Annotated in this window: 26 protein-coding genes and 6 tRNA genes; 16 read left to right on the forward strand and 16 right to left on the reverse strand. The window is 67.2% G+C overall.

From position 1 onward, the window contains the following. Position 1: 1 nt before the first annotated feature. A complete protein-coding gene (locus ACZ0AE_RS11375) occupies positions 2 to 913 on the reverse strand; it encodes a LysR substrate-binding domain-containing protein (RefSeq protein WP_463601160.1) in 912 nt (303 codons plus the stop codon). A 99-nt stretch (positions 914 to 1,012) separates the two neighbouring features. Here ACZ0AE_RS11375 and ACZ0AE_RS11380 point away from each other — a divergent pair, with 99 nt between their 5' ends. Beyond that, the gene (locus tag ACZ0AE_RS11380; RefSeq protein ID WP_448133875.1) at positions 1,013 to 1,213 is read left to right on the forward strand and encodes a hypothetical protein; all 201 of its coding nucleotides are present in this window, start codon (positions 1,013 to 1,015) and stop codon (positions 1,211 to 1,213) included. A 39-nt stretch (positions 1,214 to 1,252) separates the two neighbouring features. On the opposite strand, the gene ACZ0AE_RS11385 is transcribed toward ACZ0AE_RS11380, so the two are convergent. Continuing rightward, positions 1,253 to 3,427, reverse strand: a complete 2,175-nt coding sequence (locus tag ACZ0AE_RS11385; RefSeq protein WP_463601161.1) for a hypothetical protein — start codon at positions 3,425 to 3,427, stop codon at positions 1,253 to 1,255. 23 nt (positions 3,428 to 3,450) lie between these two features. Here ACZ0AE_RS11385 and ACZ0AE_RS11390 point away from each other — a divergent pair, with 23 nt between their 5' ends. Together ACZ0AE_RS11390 and ACZ0AE_RS11395 are read left to right on the forward strand one after the other, a co-directional pair. Beyond that, positions 3,451 to 4,044, forward strand: a complete 594-nt coding sequence (locus tag ACZ0AE_RS11390; RefSeq protein ID WP_463601162.1) for a hypothetical protein — start codon at positions 3,451 to 3,453, stop codon at positions 4,042 to 4,044. Next, entirely contained in the window at positions 4,041 to 4,472 is a 432-nt protein-coding gene (locus ACZ0AE_RS11395; protein WP_463601163.1) for a hypothetical protein, read from the forward strand. Before ACZ0AE_RS11390 ends, ACZ0AE_RS11395 begins: the two co-directional genes overlap by 4 nt. Before the next feature lie 14 nt (positions 4,473 to 4,486). Here ACZ0AE_RS11395 and ACZ0AE_RS11400 read toward each other — a convergent pair whose 3' ends face one another. Next, positions 4,487 to 4,891 carry a RidA family protein gene (locus ACZ0AE_RS11400; protein WP_463601164.1) on the reverse strand — a complete coding sequence of 135 codons (405 nt, stop codon included), beginning with the start codon at positions 4,889 to 4,891 and terminating at the stop codon, positions 4,487 to 4,489. A 132-nt stretch (positions 4,892 to 5,023) separates the two neighbouring features. On the opposite strand from ACZ0AE_RS11400, the gene ACZ0AE_RS11405 reads away from it, so the two are divergent. Further along, on the forward strand, positions 5,024 to 5,950 hold the full coding sequence (locus ACZ0AE_RS11405) for a LysR family transcriptional regulator (protein WP_038687914.1): 927 nt from the start codon (positions 5,024 to 5,026) through the stop codon (positions 5,948 to 5,950). Between the two features lie 35 nt (positions 5,951 to 5,985). Then, entirely contained in the window at positions 5,986 to 6,360 is a 375-nt protein-coding gene (locus tag ACZ0AE_RS11410) for a hypothetical protein (protein WP_463601165.1), read from the forward strand. Here ACZ0AE_RS11410 and ACZ0AE_RS11415 read toward each other — a convergent pair. Beyond that, positions 6,265 to 6,678: a winged helix-turn-helix transcriptional regulator gene (locus ACZ0AE_RS11415; protein ID WP_463601166.1), complete on the reverse strand. Its 414-nt coding sequence runs from the start codon at positions 6,676 to 6,678 to the stop codon at positions 6,265 to 6,267. The two genes, ACZ0AE_RS11410 and ACZ0AE_RS11415, sit on opposite strands and share 96 nt — an antisense overlap. A gap of 141 nt (positions 6,679 to 6,819) precedes the next feature. On the opposite strand from ACZ0AE_RS11415, the gene gstA reads away from it, so the two are divergent. After that, entirely contained in the window at positions 6,820 to 7,449 is a 630-nt protein-coding gene (gene gstA / locus ACZ0AE_RS11420; RefSeq protein WP_463601167.1) for a glutathione transferase GstA, read from the forward strand. Positions 7,450 to 7,486: 37 nt separating this feature from the next. Here gstA and ACZ0AE_RS11425 read toward each other — a convergent pair whose 3' ends face one another. Further along, the gene (locus ACZ0AE_RS11425; RefSeq protein WP_463601168.1) at positions 7,487 to 7,807 is read right to left on the reverse strand and encodes a hypothetical protein; all 321 of its coding nucleotides are present in this window, start codon (positions 7,805 to 7,807) and stop codon (positions 7,487 to 7,489) included. Positions 7,808 to 7,893: 86 nt separating this feature from the next. After that, positions 7,894 to 8,262 (reverse strand): hypothetical protein, encoded by a 369-nt coding sequence (locus tag ACZ0AE_RS11430; RefSeq protein ID WP_463601169.1) that lies wholly within the window; start codon positions 8,260 to 8,262, stop codon positions 7,894 to 7,896. Positions 8,263 to 8,446: 184 nt separating this feature from the next. On the opposite strand from ACZ0AE_RS11430, the gene ACZ0AE_RS11435 reads away from it, so the two are divergent. Both ACZ0AE_RS11435 and ACZ0AE_RS11440 read left to right on the forward strand, forming a co-directional pair. Next, the gene (locus tag ACZ0AE_RS11435) at positions 8,447 to 9,571 is read left to right on the forward strand and encodes a sensor histidine kinase (RefSeq protein WP_463601170.1); all 1,125 of its coding nucleotides are present in this window, start codon (positions 8,447 to 8,449) and stop codon (positions 9,569 to 9,571) included. Next, complete coding sequence (locus ACZ0AE_RS11440) at positions 9,568 to 10,344, forward strand: LytR/AlgR family response regulator transcription factor (RefSeq protein ID WP_038687906.1); 777 nt, start codon at positions 9,568 to 9,570, stop codon at positions 10,342 to 10,344. Before ACZ0AE_RS11435 ends, ACZ0AE_RS11440 begins: the two co-directional genes overlap by 4 nt. Before the next feature lie 57 nt (positions 10,345 to 10,401). Here the strand turns inward: ACZ0AE_RS11440 and map are convergent, their stop codons facing one another. Further along, positions 10,402 to 11,172 (reverse strand): type I methionyl aminopeptidase, encoded by a 771-nt coding sequence (gene map / locus ACZ0AE_RS11445; protein WP_463601171.1) that lies wholly within the window; start codon positions 11,170 to 11,172, stop codon positions 10,402 to 10,404. After that, a complete protein-coding gene (locus ACZ0AE_RS11450) occupies positions 11,169 to 11,381 on the reverse strand; it encodes a ParD-like family protein (protein WP_038687903.1) in 213 nt (70 codons plus the stop codon). Before ACZ0AE_RS11450 ends, map begins: the two co-directional genes overlap by 4 nt. A 136-nt stretch (positions 11,382 to 11,517) precedes the next feature. On the opposite strand from ACZ0AE_RS11450, the gene ACZ0AE_RS11455 reads away from it, so the two are divergent. Then, positions 11,518 to 11,904, forward strand: a complete 387-nt coding sequence (locus ACZ0AE_RS11455) for a hypothetical protein (protein WP_463601172.1) — start codon at positions 11,518 to 11,520, stop codon at positions 11,902 to 11,904. On the opposite strand, the gene ACZ0AE_RS11460 is transcribed toward ACZ0AE_RS11455, so the two are convergent. From ACZ0AE_RS11460 to ACZ0AE_RS11495, 8 genes are all read right to left on the reverse strand, one after another. Further along, positions 11,905 to 12,333 (reverse strand): RidA family protein, encoded by a 429-nt coding sequence (locus ACZ0AE_RS11460; protein WP_463601173.1) that lies wholly within the window; start codon positions 12,331 to 12,333, stop codon positions 11,905 to 11,907. It abuts the gene before it with no gap. A gap of 111 nt (positions 12,334 to 12,444) precedes the next feature. Then, positions 12,445 to 13,347 (reverse strand): cation diffusion facilitator family transporter, encoded by a 903-nt coding sequence (locus tag ACZ0AE_RS11465; RefSeq protein WP_463601174.1) that lies wholly within the window; start codon positions 13,345 to 13,347, stop codon positions 12,445 to 12,447. 24 nt (positions 13,348 to 13,371) lie between these two features. After that, positions 13,372 to 15,660 (reverse strand): Orn/Lys/Arg family decarboxylase, encoded by a 2,289-nt coding sequence (locus ACZ0AE_RS11470; RefSeq protein ID WP_463601175.1) that lies wholly within the window; start codon positions 15,658 to 15,660, stop codon positions 13,372 to 13,374. A 21-nt stretch (positions 15,661 to 15,681) separates the two neighbouring features. After that, entirely contained in the window at positions 15,682 to 17,031 is a 1,350-nt protein-coding gene (adiC, locus tag ACZ0AE_RS11475; RefSeq protein ID WP_038687895.1) for an arginine/agmatine antiporter, read from the reverse strand. A 51-nt stretch (positions 17,032 to 17,082) separates the two neighbouring features. After that, a complete protein-coding gene (locus ACZ0AE_RS11480) occupies positions 17,083 to 18,654 on the reverse strand; it encodes a DcaP family trimeric outer membrane transporter (protein WP_463601176.1) in 1,572 nt (523 codons plus the stop codon). Positions 18,655 to 19,004: 350 nt separating this feature from the next. Continuing rightward, positions 19,005 to 19,844 (reverse strand): thiol:disulfide interchange protein DsbG, encoded by an 840-nt coding sequence (dsbG, locus tag ACZ0AE_RS11485; protein ID WP_463601177.1) that lies wholly within the window; start codon positions 19,842 to 19,844, stop codon positions 19,005 to 19,007. A gap of 40 nt (positions 19,845 to 19,884) precedes the next feature. After that, positions 19,885 to 20,685 (reverse strand): redoxin domain-containing protein, encoded by an 801-nt coding sequence (locus tag ACZ0AE_RS11490; RefSeq protein ID WP_463601178.1) that lies wholly within the window; start codon positions 20,683 to 20,685, stop codon positions 19,885 to 19,887. Between the two features lie 179 nt (positions 20,686 to 20,864). Continuing rightward, positions 20,865 to 21,929 carry a GlxA family transcriptional regulator gene (locus ACZ0AE_RS11495; protein ID WP_241658905.1) on the reverse strand — a complete coding sequence of 355 codons (1,065 nt, stop codon included), beginning with the start codon at positions 21,927 to 21,929 and terminating at the stop codon, positions 20,865 to 20,867. A gap of 220 nt (positions 21,930 to 22,149) precedes the next feature. Here ACZ0AE_RS11495 and ACZ0AE_RS11500 point away from each other — a divergent pair, with 220 nt between their 5' ends. From ACZ0AE_RS11500 to ACZ0AE_RS11530, 7 genes are all read left to right on the forward strand, one after another. After that, positions 22,150 to 22,548 (forward strand): heavy metal-responsive transcriptional regulator, encoded by a 399-nt coding sequence (locus tag ACZ0AE_RS11500; protein WP_137189714.1) that lies wholly within the window; start codon positions 22,150 to 22,152, stop codon positions 22,546 to 22,548. A 159-nt stretch (positions 22,549 to 22,707) separates the two neighbouring features. Continuing rightward, positions 22,708 to 22,783, forward strand: a tRNA-Ala gene (locus ACZ0AE_RS11505). Positions 22,784 to 22,836: 53 nt separating this feature from the next. Further along, positions 22,837 to 22,912, forward strand: a tRNA-Glu gene (locus ACZ0AE_RS11510). Positions 22,913 to 23,068: 156 nt separating this feature from the next. Continuing rightward, positions 23,069 to 23,144 (forward strand) — tRNA-Ala (locus ACZ0AE_RS11515). A gap of 51 nt (positions 23,145 to 23,195) precedes the next feature. Then, positions 23,196 to 23,271 (forward strand) — tRNA-Glu (locus ACZ0AE_RS11520). A 120-nt stretch (positions 23,272 to 23,391) separates the two neighbouring features. Further along, positions 23,392 to 23,467: transfer RNA gene (locus ACZ0AE_RS11525), tRNA-Ala, on the forward strand. Between the two features lie 48 nt (positions 23,468 to 23,515). After that, a tRNA-Glu gene (locus ACZ0AE_RS11530) sits at positions 23,516 to 23,591 on the forward strand. Positions 23,592 to 23,629 lie beyond the last annotated feature (38 nt).

The raw sequence follows: 23,629 nt of genomic DNA on the forward strand, positions 1-23,629 counted from the left end.
GTCAGAGGTCCACGGGGCGTGCCAGTGTCTGCATGTGCCGGGCATGCTCGCCCGCCTGTGCATGCAACCACGACCGGAAGGACAGGAACCCCTGGTGCGTTGATGAGCGCGGCGGATACACCAGCCAATGCGACCAGCGCGTCTTCAAACGGTGCGGCGACAAGGCAATCAACTGGCCCGAGTCGAGCAGCAGCCGCGCCCGCGTCACCCGCCCCAGCGCGACACCGAAGCCGTCCAGCGCCGCGCGATGGTGTGACTCCGAATCGTTGAGCATGGCCACGTAGCGGCGCGGCGGGTCTTGGCCGATTTGTGTAAACCAGCGCTGCCATTCGCCATCGGGATCCCCCAGCAGCGGCCATTCCGAGAGCGGGCGCGCATCCACGCCGCCCATGCGCTCCACCAGCGCCGGGCTGGCCATCGGCATCAACCACTCATCGAACAACGGCTCGGCGTGTACACCCACCCACTGCCCGGCCCCTACGCGCAGCGCGGCATCGCACTGCACGTTGCGTTCGAAGTCTGTCAGGCGTTCGCTGGATTCCAGGTTGAACTCGATCTCCGGGTGCGCGGCCACGAACGAGCCCAGCCGCGGCACCAGCCAGTTGGAGGCCATCGAAGGCAGCGCGCTGACCGTGAGCACGCGGTCGTGGCGTGCACCGAACGGCTGGAAGACCTGCTGGATCGCATCCAGGTGCGGCCCGACCTGCTCAAGCAGGCGCTGGCCTTCCGGCGTCACCCCCACCCCACGCGGTTGCCGCAGCAGCAGCGGGTAGCCCAGCCGCTGCTCCAGCTGGCGCATCTGGTGACTGAGCGCGCTGACCGTCAGGTTCAGCGATTCCGCGGCCCGGGTGAGGTTGCCCAGGCGCGCGGCGGTGACGAAATTCTGCAGGGCCTGCAGGGGCATGCGGGACATGTCGACTTGAATCCTGTTCAAGACCAGCTTGCGGAAATGTCGCTTTTGCGCCCCGCATCCTGCACCTATCGTCAACGCTCCTCAAGTGGAGCGTCGACCATGAACATCTACAGCGGCCTGTTGTTCCTGCAGGGGCACATCACCCACGTCGATCTGGCGCGCCAGCTGGCGGGCGTGGAAGCGGCGCCCGCGGCGCCCTCCCCAACGGGTAAGCGGGAGGCGGCATGCGGTGCAGCAGGGAACGGCGATGAGGCGCGTCCGGGTGCGCCACGGCAACGGGACGCGTGCGCCGATGCCTGAGGGTGCGGACGCACGTCTGCAGCCACGCATGGCGTGGCTCTACCGGGGGGCTGGCAGCACACGTGGCTGCTGGTCGTACCACTCGCGTGCGCCGGCCAGGTGCCACTTGCGTTCCTGGCCGTCCAGTTCGATGCCCGCGCCCAGAACGCCCCAGCGCAGGTACAGGTTGCCGCGGCGCCGCGCCTCGGCCAGGTCCAGCCGCGCGCGCAGCGACAGCCGCTCGTTTTCGGCCTGCAGGTCATCCACCCACATTTCGCCACTGCGCCAGCGCAGCTGCCCGCTGGCCTGCACCTCACCGGAATCGAGCATGCCCAGCACCCAGCGCGGGTACGCGCTGCGCTCGGCGAACACCCCCAGCAGCGGCCCCGCATCGCGCAGGCGCAGATCGGCCTGGGCGGTAACTTCAAACGGTGCGGCTGCATCGATATGGCCCTGGCGCAGCGACACCGTGCCCCACCAGTTGTTCTGTCCGGCGCCGTCGCCCACCTGGATGTTGCGCAGCGCTACCGTGGTGCCGCCCAGGTCGAACTGCTTGGCATCGAAGTCGGCCCGCTTGACGCGCGCCTGCAGCTGCGCGTCGCCGCGCAGCGCGATACCGGCCACCTGCAGTTGTGCGCCGCGCCCGCGCAGGTCGGCCCGGCCGGTGCCCACGCGACCGGCCGAATCCATTTCGACATCGCCACTGAGCAGGCCGGTACCGCCCAGCAGGCGCACATTGCCAGTGCCGCCGCCCAGGTAGCGGTTGTACGCGGTGAGGTCGGGCACGCGCGCGTCGTTGAAGCGCAGGTGCGCACGCATGCCGTCACGCAACTGCTGCAGGCGGGCGTCGCCGCGCAGGGTCAGCGCCATGGCGTGGCCGTCGAACAGCAGCGCCTTGGGCGCGCCGGTCGGTGCCGCGCGGAACGCGGGGATCTTGACGTCCAGCTGCGCCTGCGCCGGCTCGCCGGCGACGATGCTGCCGTGCGCATTGGCCTGCCCAAGCAGCCGCACCCCGGCCACCTCGGCCACGGCCGCCACCTGCGGAATGTCCAGCGTACTGCCCGCGGCCAGCTGGCCGTCGGCAATCTTCAGGTCGCCTTCCAGCAGGCCGCCGCCATCGAGGTGGAACCACGGCTTGCGCACGAACAGATCGGCGATCCAGTTCAGCGACTCGAACTTCCATGCGCCCTGCACCTGCCCGGTCAGCCGCGGCAGCAGTTCGGCCGGGGCGCGGAACGGGATTTTACGGCCGGTGATGCGCAGGTCGGCATGCAGTTCGCTGCCGGTTTCCGGGTCACGGGGCAACCGTGCCTGCACGCGCATGTCCTGTGCCACATCCAGCTGCAGCGCCAGCAGCCCGCGATCATCGGCGTTCACCCCGGCATGCACCGGCACCCGCCACACCACCCGGCTGCCGGGTTGCAGCGCCCCCCGGTCCAGCACCACATCGCCGGTAAGACGGGCGTTCGACGGCGCGCTGCCGACGCTGACGTGCGGTCCGCCGGTGTCGATTTCCACGGCGCGGCTGCGCGCATCCACCTGCAGTTGTGCCCAGGTGATGTCCAGCTTGCGCAGGCCCGGCGCTTCGTCGCGGTAGTGGCGCGGGAAATGGAACCGCGCCGCAAGGTGGGCGTCATCGAGCACCCGTACCCCGCCCACGGTCACCTCGGCCTTCTCGAACCCGGCCGTGGAGTCGAACAATTCAGACGGCCCGCCCTTCAACTGCTTGAGGAAGCCGACCGTGCCGTGCCCCTGCCCTGCGATGAAGAGCGTGCCGAAACGGCCACTGCGGATGCTGTCGCTGTGGATCGCATCGAAACGCAGCGTCCAGCCGCGGTCGCCGCGCGGCGGCGGCGGAATGCCCTTGTCCACGCGCTCGACCTCGGCCTCCACGCCCGTGGCCTCGATCCGCGGTATGCGCACCTCACGGCGGAACAGCGCCGGCAGGTCGATCCAGGCGCCCGCGCGGTCGGCGCGGAAAATGTAGACCGTGTGCCCGGCCTGCCCGCGCATGCGCACGTTCCAGACCACGGCATGGCCGGGAAGCAGGGTCAGCGCCGGCCCGGTCTGCATGCTGAACTTTTCAGGTTTGCGGTTGGTGACCGCGTCGAACAACGGCGTATTGAGGAACACGTTGCCGGCGATCAGGTACAGCGCATACAGCGCCAGCAGCGAGAGCAACGCCACGCGCCACGGCCGGGGCCAGCGCCGGACGCGCTCGGGAATCAGGGGCATGTAGATACGCGCGCGGAAGCAGAATGACCCTCACACTATCGGCAGACCGCTGGCGCAGCCGCGTGAAGACGACGCACGACAGCGTGCGGCAGGTCACTCCGCGCGGGGTGCGGGCACCGTTGCGCCAACGCGCTGCATGCCTTTACTGTGCCATCGCGCCGGCAGTGATCGCGGCCGGACCGAAGACAGCAAAGGAGCGTGACGGCATGATGCAGGTCGTGGAGACCTTCGGCCTTGAACTGGTCGCCTGGATGGGAGGCGTGGCAGCGGGGTATCTGGCGTGGGCGTCCGCGCCGTTCTGGTGGCCCGCGATGCGGGCGTTCGGCGGCCGTCGCCGGCTTCCGCGCCCGCTGCTGTTCAGTACCTGCGCCGGGTGCATGGCCTATGCGGCGTACCTGGCGTTCCTGGTCGCACTGCGCCTTCTGATCCTCGCGGCACCGCCCGTGTCCGCCGCGCTGGATCAGCTGGCATCACACCCCGGCATGGCCGCGACGCTGTTTGCCGCACTCGTGTACGGCCTGCCCCTGCTGGTGTTTACCGGATGGGCTGCGCGCTTTCTCGGCGCACGCTGGGCGCGGCTCCTGCCGCCGCCCCTTGATGCGCGGCCCGCAACATGATCCGTGAAGACGCGATCCTCCATGGTCTGGTGCTGCTCTGGGTGTCAGTACCGTTGTGGGCGCCGGCCCTGCGCGCCTGCCTGCCCTGGCGTCGCCTTCCCTGCGCCGGCAGGTTCACCCTGACGGTTGCGGCGCTGGTCTACGGCGCCTTCGCCGCCTGCGTGGCGCTGGTGATGCTGCCGGCAGAGGTGCTGGCCATATTCATCGGCCCGCAACTGCTCGAGATGGGCTCACCCGCCGGCCGCTGGGTGAGCGCGCTGCATGCCGATGTCGTGTTGCCGGTGTTTTCGGCCTTCATCCCGGCGCTGCCCGGCGTGACCTGGGTGGTCATGCTGTTGCTGGCCAGGCGCTGGCCGGTCATCTGCGCCCGACTGGGCCTGCACATCCTGCCTGTCCCCCAGCCATCCCCAGACAGCACAGGCGCCTAGCGGGCGAATGCCGTTCAGTGCGCCGCCGCGTCCGGCAGCGTGGCGATCACCTTGATTTCCACGTCGAACCCATACAACCAAGTCACCCCGATGCCGGTCAGGGTTGGATACGGCGCCTGGCCCCAATACTCGGGCACGATCGCCCAGACGCGTTCGAAGATCGCTTCGGGATCGACCAGGAACACGGTCACGTCGACCACGTCGTCGAACGTGCAGCCAGCCGCGCCCAGCACGGCGTTGAGGTTCTCGAACGCGCGTCGCACCTGGTCCTCGAGCACCGGTTCGGGCGAGCCGTCTTCGCGGCTGCCGACCTGTCCGGATACGAACAGGAAGCCATTAGCGCGTACCGCCGGCGAATAGCGGTTACGTTCGTACAGGGCCTGCCGGCCCGGCGGGAAGACCACGTCACGGGTTGCCATCGTTTTCTCCAAGGGCCATCAGGCCGATCCAGTGCACTGCCGCCACGGTAGGCCGACGCGGCCCCGTGATAAACGCCCCACACCGACCATCACTGTTTGTAGAATCCAAACAATTCCTCCCGGATGCCCCGCATGGACCGGTTCGACGCAATGCAGGCCTTCGCCCGGGTGGTGGAAACCGGCAGCTTCACCAAGGCCGCGCAGAGCCTGCACCTGAGCAGGACCACGGTTACCCAGCTGGTGCAACAGCTGGAGGCGCGGTTGCGCGTGCGCCTGCTCAATCGCACGACGCGGCAGGTCAACCTCAGCGCCGACGGCGCGGCCTACTACGAGCGCGTGTTGCGCCTGCTGGCCGACATTGACGATGCCGAAACCAGCCTGTCCGGCGCAGCCGCCGCGCCGCGCGGGCGCCTGCGCGTGGATGCGCCCGCGCCCCTGGCGCGCCTGATCCTGGCGCCGGCACTGCCCGGCTTCCATGCGCGTTACCCGGAGATCCAGCTGCACCTGGGTGTCAGCGACCGCAATGTCGACCTGATCGACGAGCGCGTGGACGCGGTAATCCGCGGCGGCGAGATCACCACGCCGTCACTGGTGGCCCGTCGCATCGGCGACCTGCAGGCAGGCCTGTACGCCGCGCCCGCCTACCTGGCGCAGGCCGGCACACCGGTGGATCCACACGACCTGGAAAGCAGCCCCCACCACATCGTCGGCTACCTGCGCGCGCGCACCGACACGGTATTGCCCTTTGCCCTGCGCCGCGACGACCAGCAGCGCGACGTGCACGGGCGGTATCTGCTGGCGGTGGATGATGGCAACGCCTATCTGGCCGCGGGCGTGGCCGGGCTCGGCGTGCTGTGGCTGCCCGACTACATGGCCGCCGCGCACGTCACCAGCGGCGCGCTGGTGCGCGTGCTGTCGGACTGGCAGGTGGCGCCCATGCCGCTGTATGTTGCGTTTCCGCCGAACCGCCACGTCAGTGCCAAGCTGCGCGTGTTCATCGACTGGGTCGCGGCGCTGCTGGAAACGGTCGCCCCGGTCCAGACGCTGCGCCCGCGCTGACCCTGCTGTCACTGACCCGCTTGACCGAGACCGCCATGCCCCGTCGCTTCCGTGCCGCCCTGCTTGTCGCCCTGGCCTTCGGTGGACCGGTGGTGGCGCAGACCCCTGCGCCCCCGACCACACAGGACCCGGCGCTGACCGCCTTGTTCGACTGCCACTTCGGCTACGCCCAGCAGCACTTCCGCAGCACTGCCAGCGCCACCGAAATCGCCACGGCGGCCGCCTCGTACTGCGAACCGGCCTTGCAGGCGGCCGGGCTTGGCACCTATCTGCGCGTGCTGGATGCCGGGTTGCCGGCAGACAGCGCGGAGGCGTCACGCATCGGCATGCTCGACGAACTGCGCGCCATGCTGCCCGGCTTCACCATCGACAAGGTCCTCCAGTTCCGCGCGGCCAGCGACGCGCCCTGAACCGGCGCGCGCCTTCACCCACAACCCGAAGTCCTTCATCACCTCCACCACCGGCTGCAGCCGTCGGCCGTCGTCGGTGAGGGCGTACTCCACCTTCACCGGCACGGTGGGATACACGGTGCGGCTGATCAGCCCGGCCTCTTCCAACGCGCGCAGGTCCAGGGTGAGCATGCGCTGCGAAATCGCCGGCATATCGCGGCGCAGGTCGTTGAAGCGCTTGGTACCGTCGAGCAGATAGGACGCGATCAACAACCGCCAGCGACCGCCCAGCAGGCGCATCGCCTCTTCCACCGAGCAGCCCGATACGTTGTCTTTCATGGTGGGGTCTCGCGTGTGCCAACAGGTATACATTATGTACCTACACCACGAAATAGTGCCTTCTTCCGTTTTTATACCGCGCCCCTAGAATGCGCCGGGACGCCTCCCATCGAGGCCCCCGCCCTGCACCTGGATCCCGCGATGAAGCTCTACTACCTGCCTGCCGCCTGCTCGCTCGCCCCGCACATCGTGCTCAACGAACTCGGCCTGGATGCCACCCTGGTCAAGGTCGACCACCGCAACCATCGCACCGAACACGGCCAGGACTACCTGCAGGTCAACCCGCTGGGCTATGTGCCGGCGCTGGCCCTGGATGACGGCAGCGTGCTGCGCGAAGGCGCTGCGATCCTGCAGTACCTGGCCGACCAGAAACCCGAACGCGGCCTGGCCCCGGCCATCGGCAGCGTTGAACGCTACCGCCTGCAGGAATGGCTGGGCTTCCTTGGCACCGAGATCCACAAGGGCTTCATTCCGCTGCTGTACGCGGTGGCCGCCGGCAAGTACGTGGACACGGCACGCCCGAAACTCGAACAGCGCTTCGCCTGGATCGACCAGCAGCTGGCCGACCGCGACTACCTCATGGGGGATCATTTCAGCGTGGCCGATGCCTACCTGTTCGCCTTGATCGGCTGGGGACAGGCGGCGTGGCTCACCTCGTACTACAAGGCAGATATCCACTTCGATGGCCTGCAGCATCTGCAGGCGTGGTATGCCCGCGTGCGTGCGCGGCCATCGGTGCAGCAGGCACTGGCCGCCGAAGGACTGCAGTAACGGCCTGTATGGCCGCATGCCGGGTCGACCCGTGGCGCTACGGGCGCCACATCAGAATCAACACCACCATCAGCAGCATGGCGCCCGCGCCGATGGCCAACAGGCCAAGCTGGATATCGGCCATCCGCGAAATGCGTGCATCGCCCAGCTGCCGGTGGCGGCGCAGGAACAGGAAACGTGCATAGTCTGCATTGCCGTGATGGTGCCGGCCCAGCCCGAAGGTGTGCGGCTGCCCGAGCGCGGTGAACGCGTCGGGGTGATCCCGGCGCAGCCACAGCAGCATCACTACATTGAATGGCAGGCTGGCGATGATCAACAGAAACGCGATCAGCAGCAGCCGCCCCAGGATTTCTTCCATACCTGCTCCCCCGAGCGTATTACGCGCGGCCATCCCCGATGGCGCTGGCGCGATGATAGCCCAGGGGTGCGCTTGCCGGAGGGATGTCAGCGCCCGGCCACTGCGGTCTGCGCGCGCGACCGCGGCAACGGGTGGATGGCCAGCGTATCGCCACGGCAGACATCCACCGCGTGATACACCGCGCGGCGGCCGTTGCCGAAAGTCATGCGCAGGTCGAAGCGGCAACCCTGCTCGCCCAGCCGCACCACGCTGCTGCCACCGCCACCGGGCAGCACCTCGATCGGGCGCGCGACGAATGCATCGCTGCCCGCCGGTGCCACCTCCAGCGCCACCACGCTGTCATGCGCGCGGTTGAGCAGACCCAGGTAACGGGCCTCGCCGGCGTGGGCGTGGGTGGCGGCGCCGAGTGAAACGGCCAGCAGCGTGCAGATCAGGACGGGGCGGATCAGGTTCATGGCGGCATCTCCGTGGCGGTGAAGGACACCCGCATCAGGCGCTTCCCACCCGCCGCCGCCAACCGATCCGGGACCAATCGTCGCCACGCGTGGGCCAATCGTAATGGGCCGCCATGGCGCTTCCCGCCCCCCTGCCCCCACGCCTAAGATGAGCCTGCCGCACACGCGCGGCGCAGGACCGACGATGCTCATCCGCCTTGGCAGTACCCAGATCCGCCTGTCCCGCTACATCGCCCTGTGGACGATGGTGGCCCTGGTGTTCGCCGTGCAGAACGCCATCAACGTGGGCATGCCCCGCACCGACTGGCCCTTCTGGGACCTGGCCCGCTGGTCGCTGATCCAGTGGTACACGTGGGCGGCGCTGGCACCAACGGTGTTCCGTCTCGCCGAACGTTTCCCGATGCGCGGCACCGGGCGCCTCCACGGGCTGGGCGCGCAGGTGCTGGCCAGTCTGTGCGTCACGTTCGCCGCGATGATTCTGGGCGCGCTGGTCTCCACCCTGTTCGAACCCAGCGGGTTTGCCGAGCAGCTGGGGTACTTCCTGGAGCAGCACTTCGCCATTGGCCTGCTGACCTACTGGACGCTGTTTGCGATCCAACAGGCCCTGCATTTCCACGCTGAAAAGGCCCGGCGCGAACTGGAAGCCAGCCAGCTGGCCACCGAGCTGGCGCAGTCGCGCCTGCTGTCGCTGAAGGCGCAACTGCAGCCGCACTTCCTGTTCAACACGCTGCACGCGATCATCACCCTGCTGGACGAAGACACGCTGTCGGCCGAAGACATGCTGCTGCGCCTGAGCGAGCTGCTGCGGGCCTTCCTGGAAGACTATGACGGCCAGGAGATCAGCCTGCGCCAGGAACTGGACCTGATCGAGCTGTACCTGGGCATCCAGCGCATCCGCTTCAAGGACCGGCTGACCACCCGCACCTATATCGCCCCGGATACGCTGGACTGCGCCGTGCCCAGCCTGATCCTGCAGCCGCTGGTGGAGAACGCATTGCGCCACGGCATCGGCCAGCGCGTGGGCAGTGACACCATCGAAATCGAGGCGCGGCGCGACGGCGACGCGCTGTGCATCGAGGTGCGCAACCGCAACAGCACGTTGTCGACCGAGCCGCCGGTGTCGGCCGGGCATGGCATCGGCATGTCCAACACCCGGCTGCGCCTGAAGGAGCTGTATGGCGATGCCGGCGAGGTGCGGCTGGACATGCTCTGGCCCGAAGGCGTGGCGTGCCGCATCCGGGTGCCGTTCCGGGTGCTGGAGAGCGCTGACGACGCGCCCGAGTTCACCCCCGGGGTGGCGCCGGCATGACCCTGACCGTACTGGTGGTCGACGACGAACCGATCGCCCGCCATGCCATCGTGCGCCTGCTGCGCGACGATGCCGACATCGAGATCGTCGGCGAGTGCGGCGACGGCGTGTCTGCGGTGGCTGCCATCCGCAACCAGTCGCCGGACCTGGTGTTCCTGGACATCCAGATGCCCGCCATCAACGGCATGGACGTGGTGGCCACCATCGGGGCCGAACGCATGCCGGCCACGGTCTTCGTGACCGCCTACGAGCAGTACGCAGTGAAGGCGTTCGAAGCCAACGCGGTGGACTACCTGGTCAAACCGTTCAGCCGCGAGCGCTTCGCCGCCACGCTGCAGCGGGCCAAGGCCCGGCTGTCGGCCGCGGCCGGGGTGGGCGCGCAGGCGTCGGCGCAGATCCTGCAGGCGCTGGATTCGCTGCGCCAGCGCGACGACTACCTGCAGCGGCTCCCGGTGCGCGTGGATGAGCACGTGGTGCTGGTGGCGGTGGATGACATTGTCTGGATCAAGGCGGCCGGCAACAACGTGGAAATCCACCTGGCCGACCGTATGCACGCGCTACGCGACACCATGGCCAGCCTCGCCGCGCGCCTGGATCCACGCCACTTCGCCCGCGTGCACCGCTCGGCCATCGTCAACGTGCGCCGGGTCAAGGCGATCCATCCGTGGTTCAACGGCCACCATGTGGTGACCCTGGATACCGGCCAGCAACTGCGCATGAGCCGCTACCAGAACGAGGCGTTCCTCAAGCTCGTCTCCACGCGAACCCCGTAGCGCCGGGCTCTGCCCGGCTGCGCAACAACCGCACTCCCGGGTCACCGGCAGCATCCATCAACTGACCAACCCGCGCTCCTCGGCGCGCAGGGTCAGCACCTCCACCCCGTCGGCGGTCACCAGCACCGTGTGCTCGGCCTGCGCCGACAGCTTCCCGTCGCGCGTGGTCACGGTCCAGCCATCGTCGCTCATGTCGATGGCCGCGCGGCCCTGGTTGATCATCGGCTCGATGGTGAAGGTCATGCCCTGCTCCAGCACCAGCCCGTCACCGCGCCGGCCGTAATGCAGCACCTGCGGCTCTTCGTGCATTTCCTGGCCGATGCCGTGGCCGCAGAATTCCTTGACCACGCTGTAGCCGTGCGCCTTGGCATGCTGCTGGATCGCAAAGCCGATGTCGCCCAGCGTGGCGCCCGGCCGCACCACGCCAATGCCTTTCCACATCGCCTCGCGGGTCACCCGTACCAGCCGCTTGGCCGCGTAGTCGACTTCGCCGATCAGGTAGGTCTTGCTCGAATCGGCGATGTAGCCGCCCTTTTCCAGGGTGATGTCCAGGTTGACGATGCTGCCGCTGCGCAGCACCGCATCGGCCGAGGGCACGCCGTGGCAGACCACGGTGTCGATCGAGCTGTTGAGCACGTAGGCAAAGCCGTACTGGCCCTTGCTGGCCGGCCGCGCCTGCAGGTGATCGACGATGAAGCGCTCCACCCAGTCGTTGACCTGCAGCGTGCTCATGCCCTCCAGCGGCAGCTGGTCCAGCGCCTCGAACACCTGCGCCAGCAGACGGCCGGAGGCGCGCATCAAGGCCTGTTCTTCCAGCGTCTTGATCATGCCTCGGCCACCCGCAACGCGCCGGGCGCAACCCCGGCCGCACGCAGTTCGCGGCTGACGATCTCCTGGTAGCTCATGCCGGGGTTCATCTCGCACAGCATGCCGATCTTGATCCAGAAGCCGGCCTGGGCGTTGATCGAGCGGCCGGAGACGCCGCTGGCGCGGCGCAGGTTGTCGTGTAGTTCGTCGTCGATGTTGACGATGCCCATGGGCTGGCGTCCGAATGATTGATATACACATCATATATGTTTCGTATATCCACGCCAACCGCGCCTGCGCCATCGACCGCGGCAGGCGTGAGAAGATCCGCCTGCTTGACCCACCATGCCAACAAGGAAGCAGCAGATGGGAAAGATCGCCATAGGCACCACCGGTGCGATTGCCGTGATCACCGGCGTGGCATTGCTGGGCTTCTCTCCCGCGGGCTGCAGCTGTATCAGCCCGGTCAACCTGCTGTCCTTCGCGGCCGGCTACAGTGCGCCCGGCACCCTGCTGAGTCCGGCGGCGCTGGAAGCCGGTCTGAACAAGACGCTGCACGGCATGCCGCTCGCGCCACAGCGCAGCGCCCTTGGAGACGACTACTGCCAACAGACCACCCCCGAGCGGATGGTCTGCCGCATCCCGGTGCACACCTCGCTTTTGTTGGCGCATGGGCTGGATGTCACCTTCCGGGCCAGCGAGGGGCGCATCACCCGCGTATCGGTCGAGCGCGCCGTCTGGCTGGGCGACTGATCAGCAATACGCGGTCGCCTCGATCTCGAACAGCATGCCGTCCAACGCCAGTCGCGGCACGGGAATCAAGGTGCAGGTCGGTGCCCGACCCAGCGGCCAGCGTTGGCCGATCTGCGCGGACAGCATGCCCAGCCGGTCCTGGTCGTGGTCCACCACCAGCACCGTCAGTTTGGCGACGTCGGCCAGGCCGGCACCGGCGGAGGCCAACGCCAGCGCCAGGTTGTCCAGGGCCTGCGCCACCTGCACCTCGAAGCGCGGCGAGAGCACGCCGTCGGCGGTTTCCCCACCCTGCCCGGCCACGTGGATCACCCGCGCCGGCAAGCGCACCACCGCCACGTGCGAGTAGCCGTTGGCACTGGGGTCATACAGACCGGCGGGATTGATGAAGCCGAACAGGCCGGCGGGCGCAGCGGGGGTGTCACTGAACATGGGGCAGGCATCCAGGGAGGGAGCACGCAGTGTCCGACCTCAACTGAAGTTGAGGTCAACGACAATCGTTGGAATGCTGCGGTCCACGCCGAGCGGGTAGTTCGATGCCGCCTAGGTCCAGGCAGGATCGGCGGTGAAATCGATGGTCAGCCAGAACTCGCTGCCGCGCGCGTCCAATCGCTCGGCGATCTCGTCACGCAATGCATCCACGTTGCCGATGGTGCCGATCACGGTGTCCGGGTGGGTCAGGATGTGGATCTCGACGAACCGCATGCGCCCCATCTTGGCCACATGGCTGGTGAAGTCCAGATAGCCGTGCTCGGCCACGAAGGCACTCATCACCGCCTGCACGCGTGCGTCCAGCGTATCCGGTGCCACCTGCAGCACCTCGCGCATGGCCTTCCAGGCACTGCGCAACGGGACCGGCAGCACTGCAACGCTGATGGCCGCCAGCACCAACGGGTCCAGATAGGGGATCCAGTGCGCATGCGCGCCGTCGCGCAGCACCAATGCGATGCCGAAGGCCAGCACCACCGCCAGGCTCATCAGGCCGCTCAACAGCCAGGCCCGCACGTCCAGCCACAGCAAGGAGGATTGCAGCCGCAGCGCACGGGTCCGCACGAACGCGGCCATCGCCAGGTTGCTCACGCACAGCACGGTTGCCCACACCAGCGCGGGGCCGGCCTTGACCTCATGGCCGCCGGTGGTCAGCCCGATGATCGAATTGGCCAGCGCGTAGATGCAGGCCAGCGACAGGATCGCCCCGCCCAGTGCCTCCACCATCGGCTCCAGGTGCCAGTAGCCGTACTGGAAGCGCGGGCTTTCTTCCCGCGCCACCAGCCGCAGCACCGACAGCGCCACCAGGGTCAGGGCCACGTCGACCAGGCTGTACACGCCATCGAACAGGATGGCCTGCGATCCCACCAGCAGGCCACCGGCAAAGCCGGTGGCACTGACGGCCAGGGTCACCGCGATCGAGAATGTCAGGACCCGCTGCTCGCGTGCTGTATCCATCGCTTGCCGAGGGCCTGACCGGACTCAGACCTTCAGCACCTCCACCTTGTAGGTTGGCGTCGCGCCGTCGCGGTCGATGATAAGCCCATGCACGTCCGACTCGAAGCCCGGGAAGCGGGCGTTCTGCTCGCGGGCGATGCGCAGCGACTGGATGATCGGCTCGTCGCTGGCCCCGAAGCGCTCGCCCGGCATGATGGTCGGAATGCCCGGCGGGTACGGCACCAGCATGGTGCCGGCGATGCGGCCGCTGATCGCCTCGATGTCGACCCGTTCGATCTGCCCGCGCACCAGGTGGTCGTAAGCCTCGGCCGGGGTCATCACCGGCTCGGGCAGGTCCACGTACATTTCGCGCATCACCTTGGGCACGGCGAACTCCCGGTTGAATTCATGCAGCGCCTGGCACAGGTCGCGCAGGCCCCAGCCGGCATAGGCCACCGGGTAGTCGGCGGCCAACCCCGGCAGCGCCCGGCTCAGCGGCGCATTGGCGTCGTAGAGTTCCTTGAACGCCATCAGCTCGGTCACCAGCGTGCTCCACTTGCCCTTGGTGATGCCCATCGAGAACAGGAACAGCACCGAGTACAGGTTGGTCTTCTCCACGGTGATGCCGCGCGTCCACAGGAACTTGCTCAGCACCGCGGCGGGAATGCCGCGTTGACCGATCTCGCCGTCGATCGACAGCCCCGGCGTCAGCAGGGTCACCTTGATCGGGTCGATCAGCACGTAGTCTTCAACCAGCCCGTCAAAGCCATGCCAGTGCGCGTCGGGCTGCAGGTACCACTCGCTGCGCTTGGCCACCATCGGCGCCGGTGCATCGCCCTTGGCCAGCGAGCGCTCCAGCTTGTCCGGCTGCCAGACGCTGAACCACCAGTCGTCGCGGCCCAGGTCCTCGCGTACATGCAGCATCGCGCGGCGGAAGGCGATCGCCTCGTCGTGCATTTCCTGCACCAGCGATTCGCCGGCCGCGCCCTCCATCATCTTCGAGGCCACATCGCAGGCCGCGATCACCCCGTAATGCGGGCTGGTGGTGGTGTGCATCATGAACGCTTCGTTGAAGCGCTCGGCATCCAGCTCGCGCGAGGCCGCATTGCGCACGTGGATCATCGAGGCCTGCGAGAAGGCGGCCAGCAGCTTGTGCGTGGAGTGGGTGGTGAAGATGATCGCGTCCTGCTCACGCGGCTTGCCCTTGGCCATGCCGTAGTGATTTTCGTAGAACGGATGGAACGCCGCATAGGCGTACCAGGCCTCGTCGAAGTGCAGGAAATCGACCGCGCTGCCGATCTCCTCGGCGATCTTTTCCGCGTTGTAGCACAGCCCGTCGTAGGTGGAATTGGTGACCACCGCGATGCGCGGCTTGGAGCCGGCCTTGAACGCCTTGCTGGCCAGCGGATTGGCGGCGATGGCCTGGTGCAGCGACTCGGGCGTGAACTGGTCCAGGCTGATCGGGCCGATGATCCCATGCGCGTTGCGGCTGGGGGTGAAGTACACCGGGATGCCGCCGGTCATGATCAGCGAGTGCAGCAGCGACTTGTGGCAGTTGCGATCAACGAACACCACATCGCCGCGGCCCACCGTGCCGTGCCAGACGATCTTGTTGGCCGTGGAGGTGCCGTTGGTGACGAAGAAGGTGTGGTCCGCGCCGAAGTTGCGCGCCGCTTCATCTTCGGCCGCCTTGATCGGGCCGGTATGGTCCAGCAGCGACCCCAGCTCCGGCACCGAAATCGACAGGTCGCTGCGCAGGGTGTTTTCACCATAGAACTGGTGGAACGCGCGCCCCACCGGGGATTTGGTGAACGCCACCCCGCCGGCATGCCCGGGCGTATGCCAGGAGTAGTTGGACTCGGCCGTGTGGTGGATCAGCGCCTTGAAGAACGGCGGCAGCAGATTGGCCATGTAGTCTTCGGCCGCCCGCATCACCTGGCGCGAGATGAAGCTCTTGGTGTCCTCGAACAGGAAGATGTAGCCGTGCACGTACTTGAGCAGCTTGCTGGGCACCTTCTCGATGGTGCGGCGCTCGCCATACAGGAACACCGGCAGGTTGCCACGGCGCGCGCTCTGTTCGCGCAGGAAGCCGAGCAGGCGCTGGAACTGTTCGGGATTCTCCTCGGTGCCGTCGATGGAGATCAGCACCGCCGAGGCCGCCACATAGGTCCGCGCGCCGGCCTGGGCGTCGGAAAGGGTCAGGCCGCAGAGCACGCGCTGGTCGTTCTTGCGCAGCTCCTCGACCAGCGCACGGATCAGGATGCCCCCGATGCGCGGGGACTCGTAATCGTCGTCGATGACGATGATGGGGTAATCAAGCGACTTGAAATACACAGGCATTCTCCTGGGGGACGATCACGAAAGCGTCGTGCGGACGGCGGCGTCCAGCGCGGGCAGCTGGCCACGCTGGCGGCGGCGCTCCTCGCTGAAGAACGGGTAGAACACCGTAATGAACAGCACGAACAGGAAGGCGTACTGGACGATGCTGCCCGACGACCCGAAGATCGCCCACAGGCAGTACACCACCGTGACGCTGGTGAGCAGCCAGAACGCACCGGTATGCACCAGCGTGTGCGAGCGCTCGACCACGAAGTAGCAGGCCACGCACGAATAGATGTAGGGCAGCAGGGTCAGCACCACGGCGGCGGAGGTAATCACGTCGAACTGCGCCGACGCGGTTGCCGAGGTCGAGGTGACCAGCACCGCCAGGGTCATCAGCACCGCCACGATCAGCACGCCCTTGACCGGCACGTCATCCTTGTTGGTCTTGCTGAAGATGCTGGGGAACAGGCCGTCATCGGAGGCGGCCTTGGCGCTTTGCGCGGTCAGCAGGATCCAGCCACCCAGCGAACCGGCCGCGCCGACGAAGGCGCACAGGCTGACCAGCGCCCCACCCCACCCGCCCACCGCATTGGCGGCGGCCAGCGCGAACGGCGCATCGGACACCTGCAGGTCGCCGTTGGGCACCATGCCCATGATCACCGAGGAGCTGGCGATGTAGGCAATGGCGGCCAGGAACACGCCGGCCAGGGTGGCGCGGGCCACGTTCTTTTCCGGGTTTTCCACCACGCCAGCGGTGACCGATGCCGACTCCACGCCGATGAAGGCCCACAAGGTGAGCGCGGCGGCGCTGGAGATCGCGCCGAAGTTGGATTCACCGGACACGTTGTAGGCGCCCTTGAAGATCGTCGGGTCGAAGAAGAACCAGCCGAAGATGGCGATGCCCAGAATCGGCACCAGCGCGAAGCTGGTGGTCACCGTCTGCAGCTTGCTCACGAACGACGGGCCGATCACGTTGGCGAAACTCAGCGCCCAGACCAGTGCCAGCACGGCCAGGCAGCGCGGCAGCGGCTCGGACAGGATCGGGAAGAAGTAGCTGAAGTAGCCCACCGCCGCGATCGGAATGGCCACGTTGCCGATCCAGTTGGCGAACCAGTAGATGGTGTTGGTCTGGAAGCCCATGTACGGACCGAACCAATCGCGTGCATAGGCGTAAGGACCACCGGCCTTGGGCGCCAGCTTGCCCAGTTTGGCGAACACGAACGCCAGCAGCAGCGCGCCGGCGGTAGTGATCAGCCAGCCCCAGATGGACGCCGTGCCGATCTTGGCCAGGCTGGAGGGCAGCAGGAACACCCCCGAACCCATCATGTTGCCGGCCACCAGGAAGGTGGCACCGACCACCCCGATTTTCTTTGCTTCTGCCATGACGGTTTCTCCTTTGCCAGGCATGGGCCCGGTCGCGCCGGGCGGTAGGGTCTACTTGATGAAGTTGTATTGCAGGCTGCCCTGCAGCCGCACCGTGTCGCTGCGCTGCCCGCGCTGTTGCTCCAGTTGCCCGTACAGCAGTTCCATGCCCATGGTCCAGGACGGCGCCGGGCTCCACAGCAGGTTGAACACGCCGTAGCGGCTGCGGCGGAAGGCGTCGTCGGCGAGCGCGGCGTTGCGCTCGCCACTGAGCTGGCCGTAGATCAGGTTGGAGCGCCACATCGGCGTCCAGTAGTGGGTGTAGCCGACGAAACCGCCGTGCAGCCGCAGCAGCGCCAGGCGGCCATCGTCGGCCACCGCCGCATCCATGCCCGAGCCGGTGAGGTCGGCGGTATAGCGGGCAATGCCCTTGCCGCCCAGCGCGCCAAACAGCAGCAGGTCCTGCTCGCCCACCGCGGCCGAGCCGCTGAGCTGCAGGCCACCGCCGATGCGGCGATCATCACCGGCGTCGCCGTCGTAGGCCAGGCTGCGCGCCACCATGCCGATCTGCAGGTGCCCCCAGTCGCGCTCCATGCGCGCGGTGAGGGACACGTCCGGGGCCTGGTCCACCGCGCGGATGCCATCGGTCGGCGCGCTCAGCTGCGTGTCCGGATCTTCGGCCGCCAGGGTCAGGGTGTTGCCCTTGCCGAGCGAAAAACTGTGGTGGATGCCGGCCACCAACAGGTAGCCGGCCGCGCCGGGGCCGGCGAAATCCAGCGTGTCGGGCAGGCTGTCGGCGTCCATGAAACTGGAATAGCCGTAACCGGCGTAGGTATTGCCCAGCTGCCCGTAGGCGTGGCGCAGGCGGAACTGATAACTGTCGCTGCTGCCGAAGAAGTCGTTCTCCAGGTAGAAGCGCAGGTTGCCGTGGGTAGTGGGGCGGCGCGCTTCGAAGCTGAAACGGGTCTGCTTGGCGTGCATGTTGAAGTTGGACACATCGCGGTGCGCGCTGCCCACCGGGATCGACGACGGAATGAACTGGTCCTCGTCACCGGCCGCGCGTGCATCGGCGATGGCATCCAGCTTGGCGTACCCGCCGATGCGGATCAGCGTATCGGTGCCGGGAATGGCGAAGAATCCTTTGAGTTCGGGATCGGTCGGACCGGCGGCACTGTCCGGGCGCGACGCCGCCGAAGACGGGTCGGAGACCGAATCGCGCGGCGGCAGGATGGCCTGTCCCCCGCCTGGCACCTGGACCGCTGCGGGCGGTGGCAAGGCGGCTGGGCTGGCCTGCGCGATGGCTGCAGGCGCGGGTGTTGCCTTAGCCGTGGCTGGGACGGACTCCAACGCATCCAGGCGCTCTTCCATCGCCTCCAGGGTCTGCCGCAGGGTACGGATCTCCTGACGCAACGCGTCGGCCGAATCCTGTGCACGGGCAGGCGCAGCCACCACCACCGCAGCACACGCAAATGTCAGTACAGCCAGGCGCATCACGTTCTCCATGAACCGCGAACAGCCTTGCCAACCAGCTCCGCTGCGCCTGCGCGCGCGGCCCTGGTCGGCAACCCGGTACTGCAATGCAGGCGCAGCACACGCGTCGCATGCGCCGGCGAACCGATCGCATGCACAGCGTGGTGGACACACCCGCGTGGGATTCCCTCCTCATCCCGGGAGGCATGACGGAAACAACCCGCCTGCCAGCGCCCTGAGTAACAATGGCTGGGTGAGCACGTTGTGAAGTCTGCCGGTCGTTGCGATGACAACGGCGCATGCACACGCGAGCCATGGCGAGGGGTTGAGACGAAGGAAGTCATGCGCACAGGCTAATGTGCGTGTCGTTTCCGGCCTTGATTCAGATCAAGTGCACCGCACCGCGCATGTGCAGGTCCCGGCGAAGCACGCCTCGGGCGCCTACATCCTCCCTACATCGGCAGGTCTGCAGGCGCGCGCGCCGGCGTTGCACCGGCGCGCGTTTCATTCGATCACACAGCGGCTCAGCGCTTGCCCATCACCAGGTCCATGTCCTGGCCCTGCGGCATGCCGGAACGGCGCTGCAGCATGCCCTTGTCATCCTTGAACAGGATGCCCGGAGTGCCCTGGAAGCCCATTTCGATCATCAGCTCCTGGTTGGCATCGAGCTTGTTGGCCACCTCCGGGCTCAGCTTCGCCGCCGGCTTGATCCCGCCCTTGTCGAAGTTGTGCTCGTTCTCGAGCAGTGCCGCGCTCGGGTTCGGTGCGGTCAGGATGGCAGCAGCCTTGGCCGGGCTGTCTTCGCGGATCACGCCCACCATGATGTGCCGCAACTGCACCTTGCCGCTGTCCACCCACGGCCGCGCGGCTTCCCAGAAGCGGTGGCAGTACGGGCAGTTGGCATCGCTGAAGGTGTACACCACCCGCGGTGCATCGGCGCGGCCGTCGCGCACCCAGGCGCTGGCATCCAGCTTGTTCCACATCTTTTCCGACATCGGCTTGGCCGCCAGCTTGTCCAGTGGTGCCGCGCTGACATCCTCGCCATTGGCGTCGAACAGGCTGCCCACCAGAACGTGCTTGCCATCGGGGGTCACGTAGGCCGCGGCCGGCTGCTGGCCGCCCACCACGCCGGCGAAGCCACGCAGGCCGCCCGGCGCATCAAACTCGCCCACCACCTCGAAGCCGTGCTTCTGGATGCCCTTGAGCACTGCCGGGTATTCACCGGCCTTGGCGGCGGCAACCGGCTTGGCGGCCTTGGCCGCGTCGGGGGCGCTGGGCGACTGGGCCTGGCTGCAACCGGCCAGGCCCATCAACAGCGCAGCGGCAAGCAGCGAGCCCAGTGCGGGCGGCGATTTCAACAGCATGGCAACTCCTGGAAGCAACAAAATGTAAGGTGCCGCGCGTTCAGCGCAGCGCATCGAGCCGGGCCTGCAGACCGGCTGCACTGAGTTCCCCCATGTGCAGGCCCTGCAACCGGCCACGTGAATCAAAGAACAGGGTAGTCGGATATGCGTGCACCTGCAGCCGTTCGGCGGTGAGGCTGTCCGGGTCGAGCAGCACATGCTGCAGCGCCAGCTTCTGGCTGGACAGGAACTGCTGCACGTCTTCCGCGCTTTCGCCCTGGTTGACGAACACGAAACGCACGTTCGGTTCGCGCTGCTGTGCCGCAGAGAAGATCGGCATCTCGCGCCGGCAAGGGGCGCACCAGGTGGCCCACAGGTTGACCACCACCGGCTTGCCTTCGGTGTCTGCCAGTGCGACCGGCTGCCCCTGCAGCGATTGCAGGGTCACGGCCGGCAAGGCGATGCGCGACTGCTGCAGGTGGGCCATGCCCAGCGACAACCCCGCCCAGCACAGGATGCCCGCCACTGCCCCGGCCCATACCGGCCTGCGGAGCGCCGGCCAGCGGCGCAGCCGCCATGCCGCCCAGCCCATGCCGACCAGCACCGCCACCACCGGCAGGAAACCGCCATCGCCCAGGCGCAGCAGCGCCCACGGGTCGGCGGCGTAGGCGCGCCAATGCAGCACCACGAACCCCACCCGCCCGCCAAGCAAACCCAGGAACACCATGTCCAGCAGCATCGCTGCAGGCTTGGGCTGCCCCTCCTTCGGCGGCGGCTGCCACCACCGCGCCACGCCGATGGCCAGCAGCCATCCCAGCAATACCCACACGACGCCCAGCGGTACCGGGCCAACACTGCTCATCATCCATCCATCTCCACGGCGGCTGCGTGCAACGCATCCGCGATTGTTCTGCTACAACCCCGGCGGCATGGTCACAGCCCATCGCGCATCCGGCAAGCCGCAACCGCACATGCGCCAACGGCAGGCCGCGTGCGCATGTGGGCCGTTGCTTCCATTCGACAGGGCCGCGGGCGGTGCGGCTACGCGGCCGAGCGCATCGGCTCTGCTGCCACGTCGACAACCGGATGGCGCGCGCGTTCGCGACGCTGTGCGGCCAGTTGCCGCCGATAGCGCGACGGCGTGAGCCCGACAATGCGCAGGAACAGACGGCGGAACGCACTCTGGTCCGAGTACCCCACCGCCCAGGACACTTCATCGATTTCACCGCCGGCCTGCAGCATCAGCTGCGCCTTGGCGATGCGCAGGCGCTGGCAATACTCGATCGGGCGCAGGCCGGTTGCCTTGAGGAAGCGCCGCTGCAACGTGCGCGGTTCCAGTCCGGCCGAGTCGCAGATGTCCTGCAGGCTTACCCCGCGTGCGGCAATGGTGTGCAGCCAGCGCTGCGCCTTGAGAATGCCGCGATCGCCGTGGGCGAAGTTGGGGCTGAACCGTTCCAGGTCATCCTGCACTGCGCGCGGGATCGTCAACTGCAACTGCTGGATGGTGGCGGTCATCACGGTTTGCCCGTACACGCGGGCCAGCAGGCGCAGGCTCAGGTACTTCCACGCGTCGGGCCCGGAGGCCGTGAGCAGGTCGCCGTCGTCCACCAGTGCACGCTCGCCCAGGTTCCAGCTGGGTACCACGGTGGCCAGCGACGGGCAGCGCGCCAGGTCGGGCAAGCTCACCGTGCGCCCCGCCAGCACGCCACTGCCGGCCAGCATCAAGCCGCCTTCGTCGCAGCCGGCCAGCACGCTGCCGCCTTCATGGCTGTCACGCAGCCAGGCAAGCAGTCGCTCGTCGGGCGGCGGCAGCGGCCAACTGGGTTCGTTGCCGGGCACGACGATCAGGGCCGGCAGCGCGTCGCCGAACAACTCCGCACCCGCCACCCGCTGCACGCCGCGCGGGGACAAGGTCCAACGCGTTACCAGCATCCGCGCGCCCTGCCGTTTTCCCGCCGCCGCGGTGCGGTTGCAGCGCTGGGCCAGTTCGGACAGCACCGGCGCTGCGGCCCGAAGGCTGCCCGGGTATTCCAATACGGCAACTTCCATCAGCGCCGACGATGCCGGACGCGGCACGGGGGACAACGGGGTGAACGGTGCATCCATGGAAAAGCTCCTCAAGCGACGTCTGGGACCAGCAAACCCAGGCGGCGCAAGGGCTTGCAGCGAACCCGTCCGAGCCTACGGAGGCAAAAGCGCGGTAGCTATGAAACTAGTTGTATCTTTCGGCCCGGTAACGACATCAGTCGACGCGCCTTCAGCAGTCCTTGACCCTCGACCAGACTCCAGGGTTTACCCTCGCCGCCGGGTCTTCATCGAGGTGGGCATGAACATCGGACAGCTCGCACGCCAGGCTGGCGTGCCGATCGACACCGTGCGCTATTACGAACGCCAGCAGTTGCTGCCCACCGCACGCCGCAGTGCTGGCGGCTATCGCGTGTTCGGCGATACCGACCTGACCCGGCTGCAGTTCATCCGCCGCGCCAAGGCACTCGGCTTCACCCTGGACGAGATCGCCGACCTGCTCAGCCTCAGCGACCAGCGCGGCGATGACATGGCACGGGTACGCCACACTGCCGTAGACAAGCTGACCGACATCGAACAGCGCATCGCCGAACTGCAACGCATGCATGGCGCACTGAAGGTGTTGGTGGATGCCTGCCCCGGCCACGGCGACGTGGTGCACTGCCCGATCCTGACCGCGCTGACCGGAGCGCGGCAGTAAGCACACCGTGTGTGCGGATGCCGGTTTGGCCGCGTCCACACCCCATGCGACGTGCAACGCACCTGCGCCACCAACGCGCGATCATCAAATGACGTATTTCGTGCAGTTTTTGCTTGCCAATCGAAAACGGCGTCGTTATGATTTCGCTCCTCACGACGTGGGGCCATAGCTCAGCTGGGAGAGCGCCTGCATGGCATGCAGGAGGTCGGCGGTTCGATCCCGCCTGGCTCCACCACTTCAATCATTAGGCCGATTGAAAGTGCAGTGACAAAATGTGAAGTTTCGTGCGTCCCCATCGTCTAGAGGCCTAGGACATCACCCTTTCACGGTGGCGACCGGGGTTCGAATCCCCGTGGGGACGCCAATCAAGAAGCAGAAAGCTCTGACCTCGGTCGGGGCTTTTTGTTTTTGCCGCGTGGTGATGCTGCCATCGATCGCAGCCGAAGAAATTCATCGCGATGTCACACAAAAGACTTGGCGAACGCTTCACACCCGCGTAGAATTCGGCCTCCAGCATCGTGGGGCCATAGCTCAGCTGGGAGAGCGCCTGCATGGCATGCAGGAGGTCGGCGGTTCGATCCCGCCTGGCTCCACCACTCCGGACCTTAGGCCGTTCGGAGGTGCTGAAAACATTGATGAGTTTATGCGTCCCCATCGTCTAGAGGCCTAGGACATCACCCTTTCACGGTGGCGACCGGGGTTCGAATCCCCGTGGGGACGCCACTCATCAACGACATCAGGCCCGGTTCGCCGGGTCTTTTTGTCACCGCCTCCTGAAGTTTTCGTCGTGGTCTTCCACAAACGTGAACAGGCAGGTACACTAGGCGGCTCGCGGTACAACGTGGGGCCATAGCTCAGCTGGGAGAGCGCCTGCATGGCATGCAGGAGGTCGGCGGTTCGATCCCGCCTGGCTCCACCACTTCTCCGGACACAGGCCGTCCGATAGAAGACAAATTTGGTTTAACGCGTCCCCATCGTCTAGAGGCCTAGGACATCACCCTTTCACGGTGGCGACCGGGGTTCGAATCCCCGTGGGGACGCCAGCTACAAACAACAGCCCCCGGCACTGCCGGGGGTTTTT

The sequence above is a fragment of the Stenotrophomonas sp. AC248 genome (genome assembly GCF_979258185.1).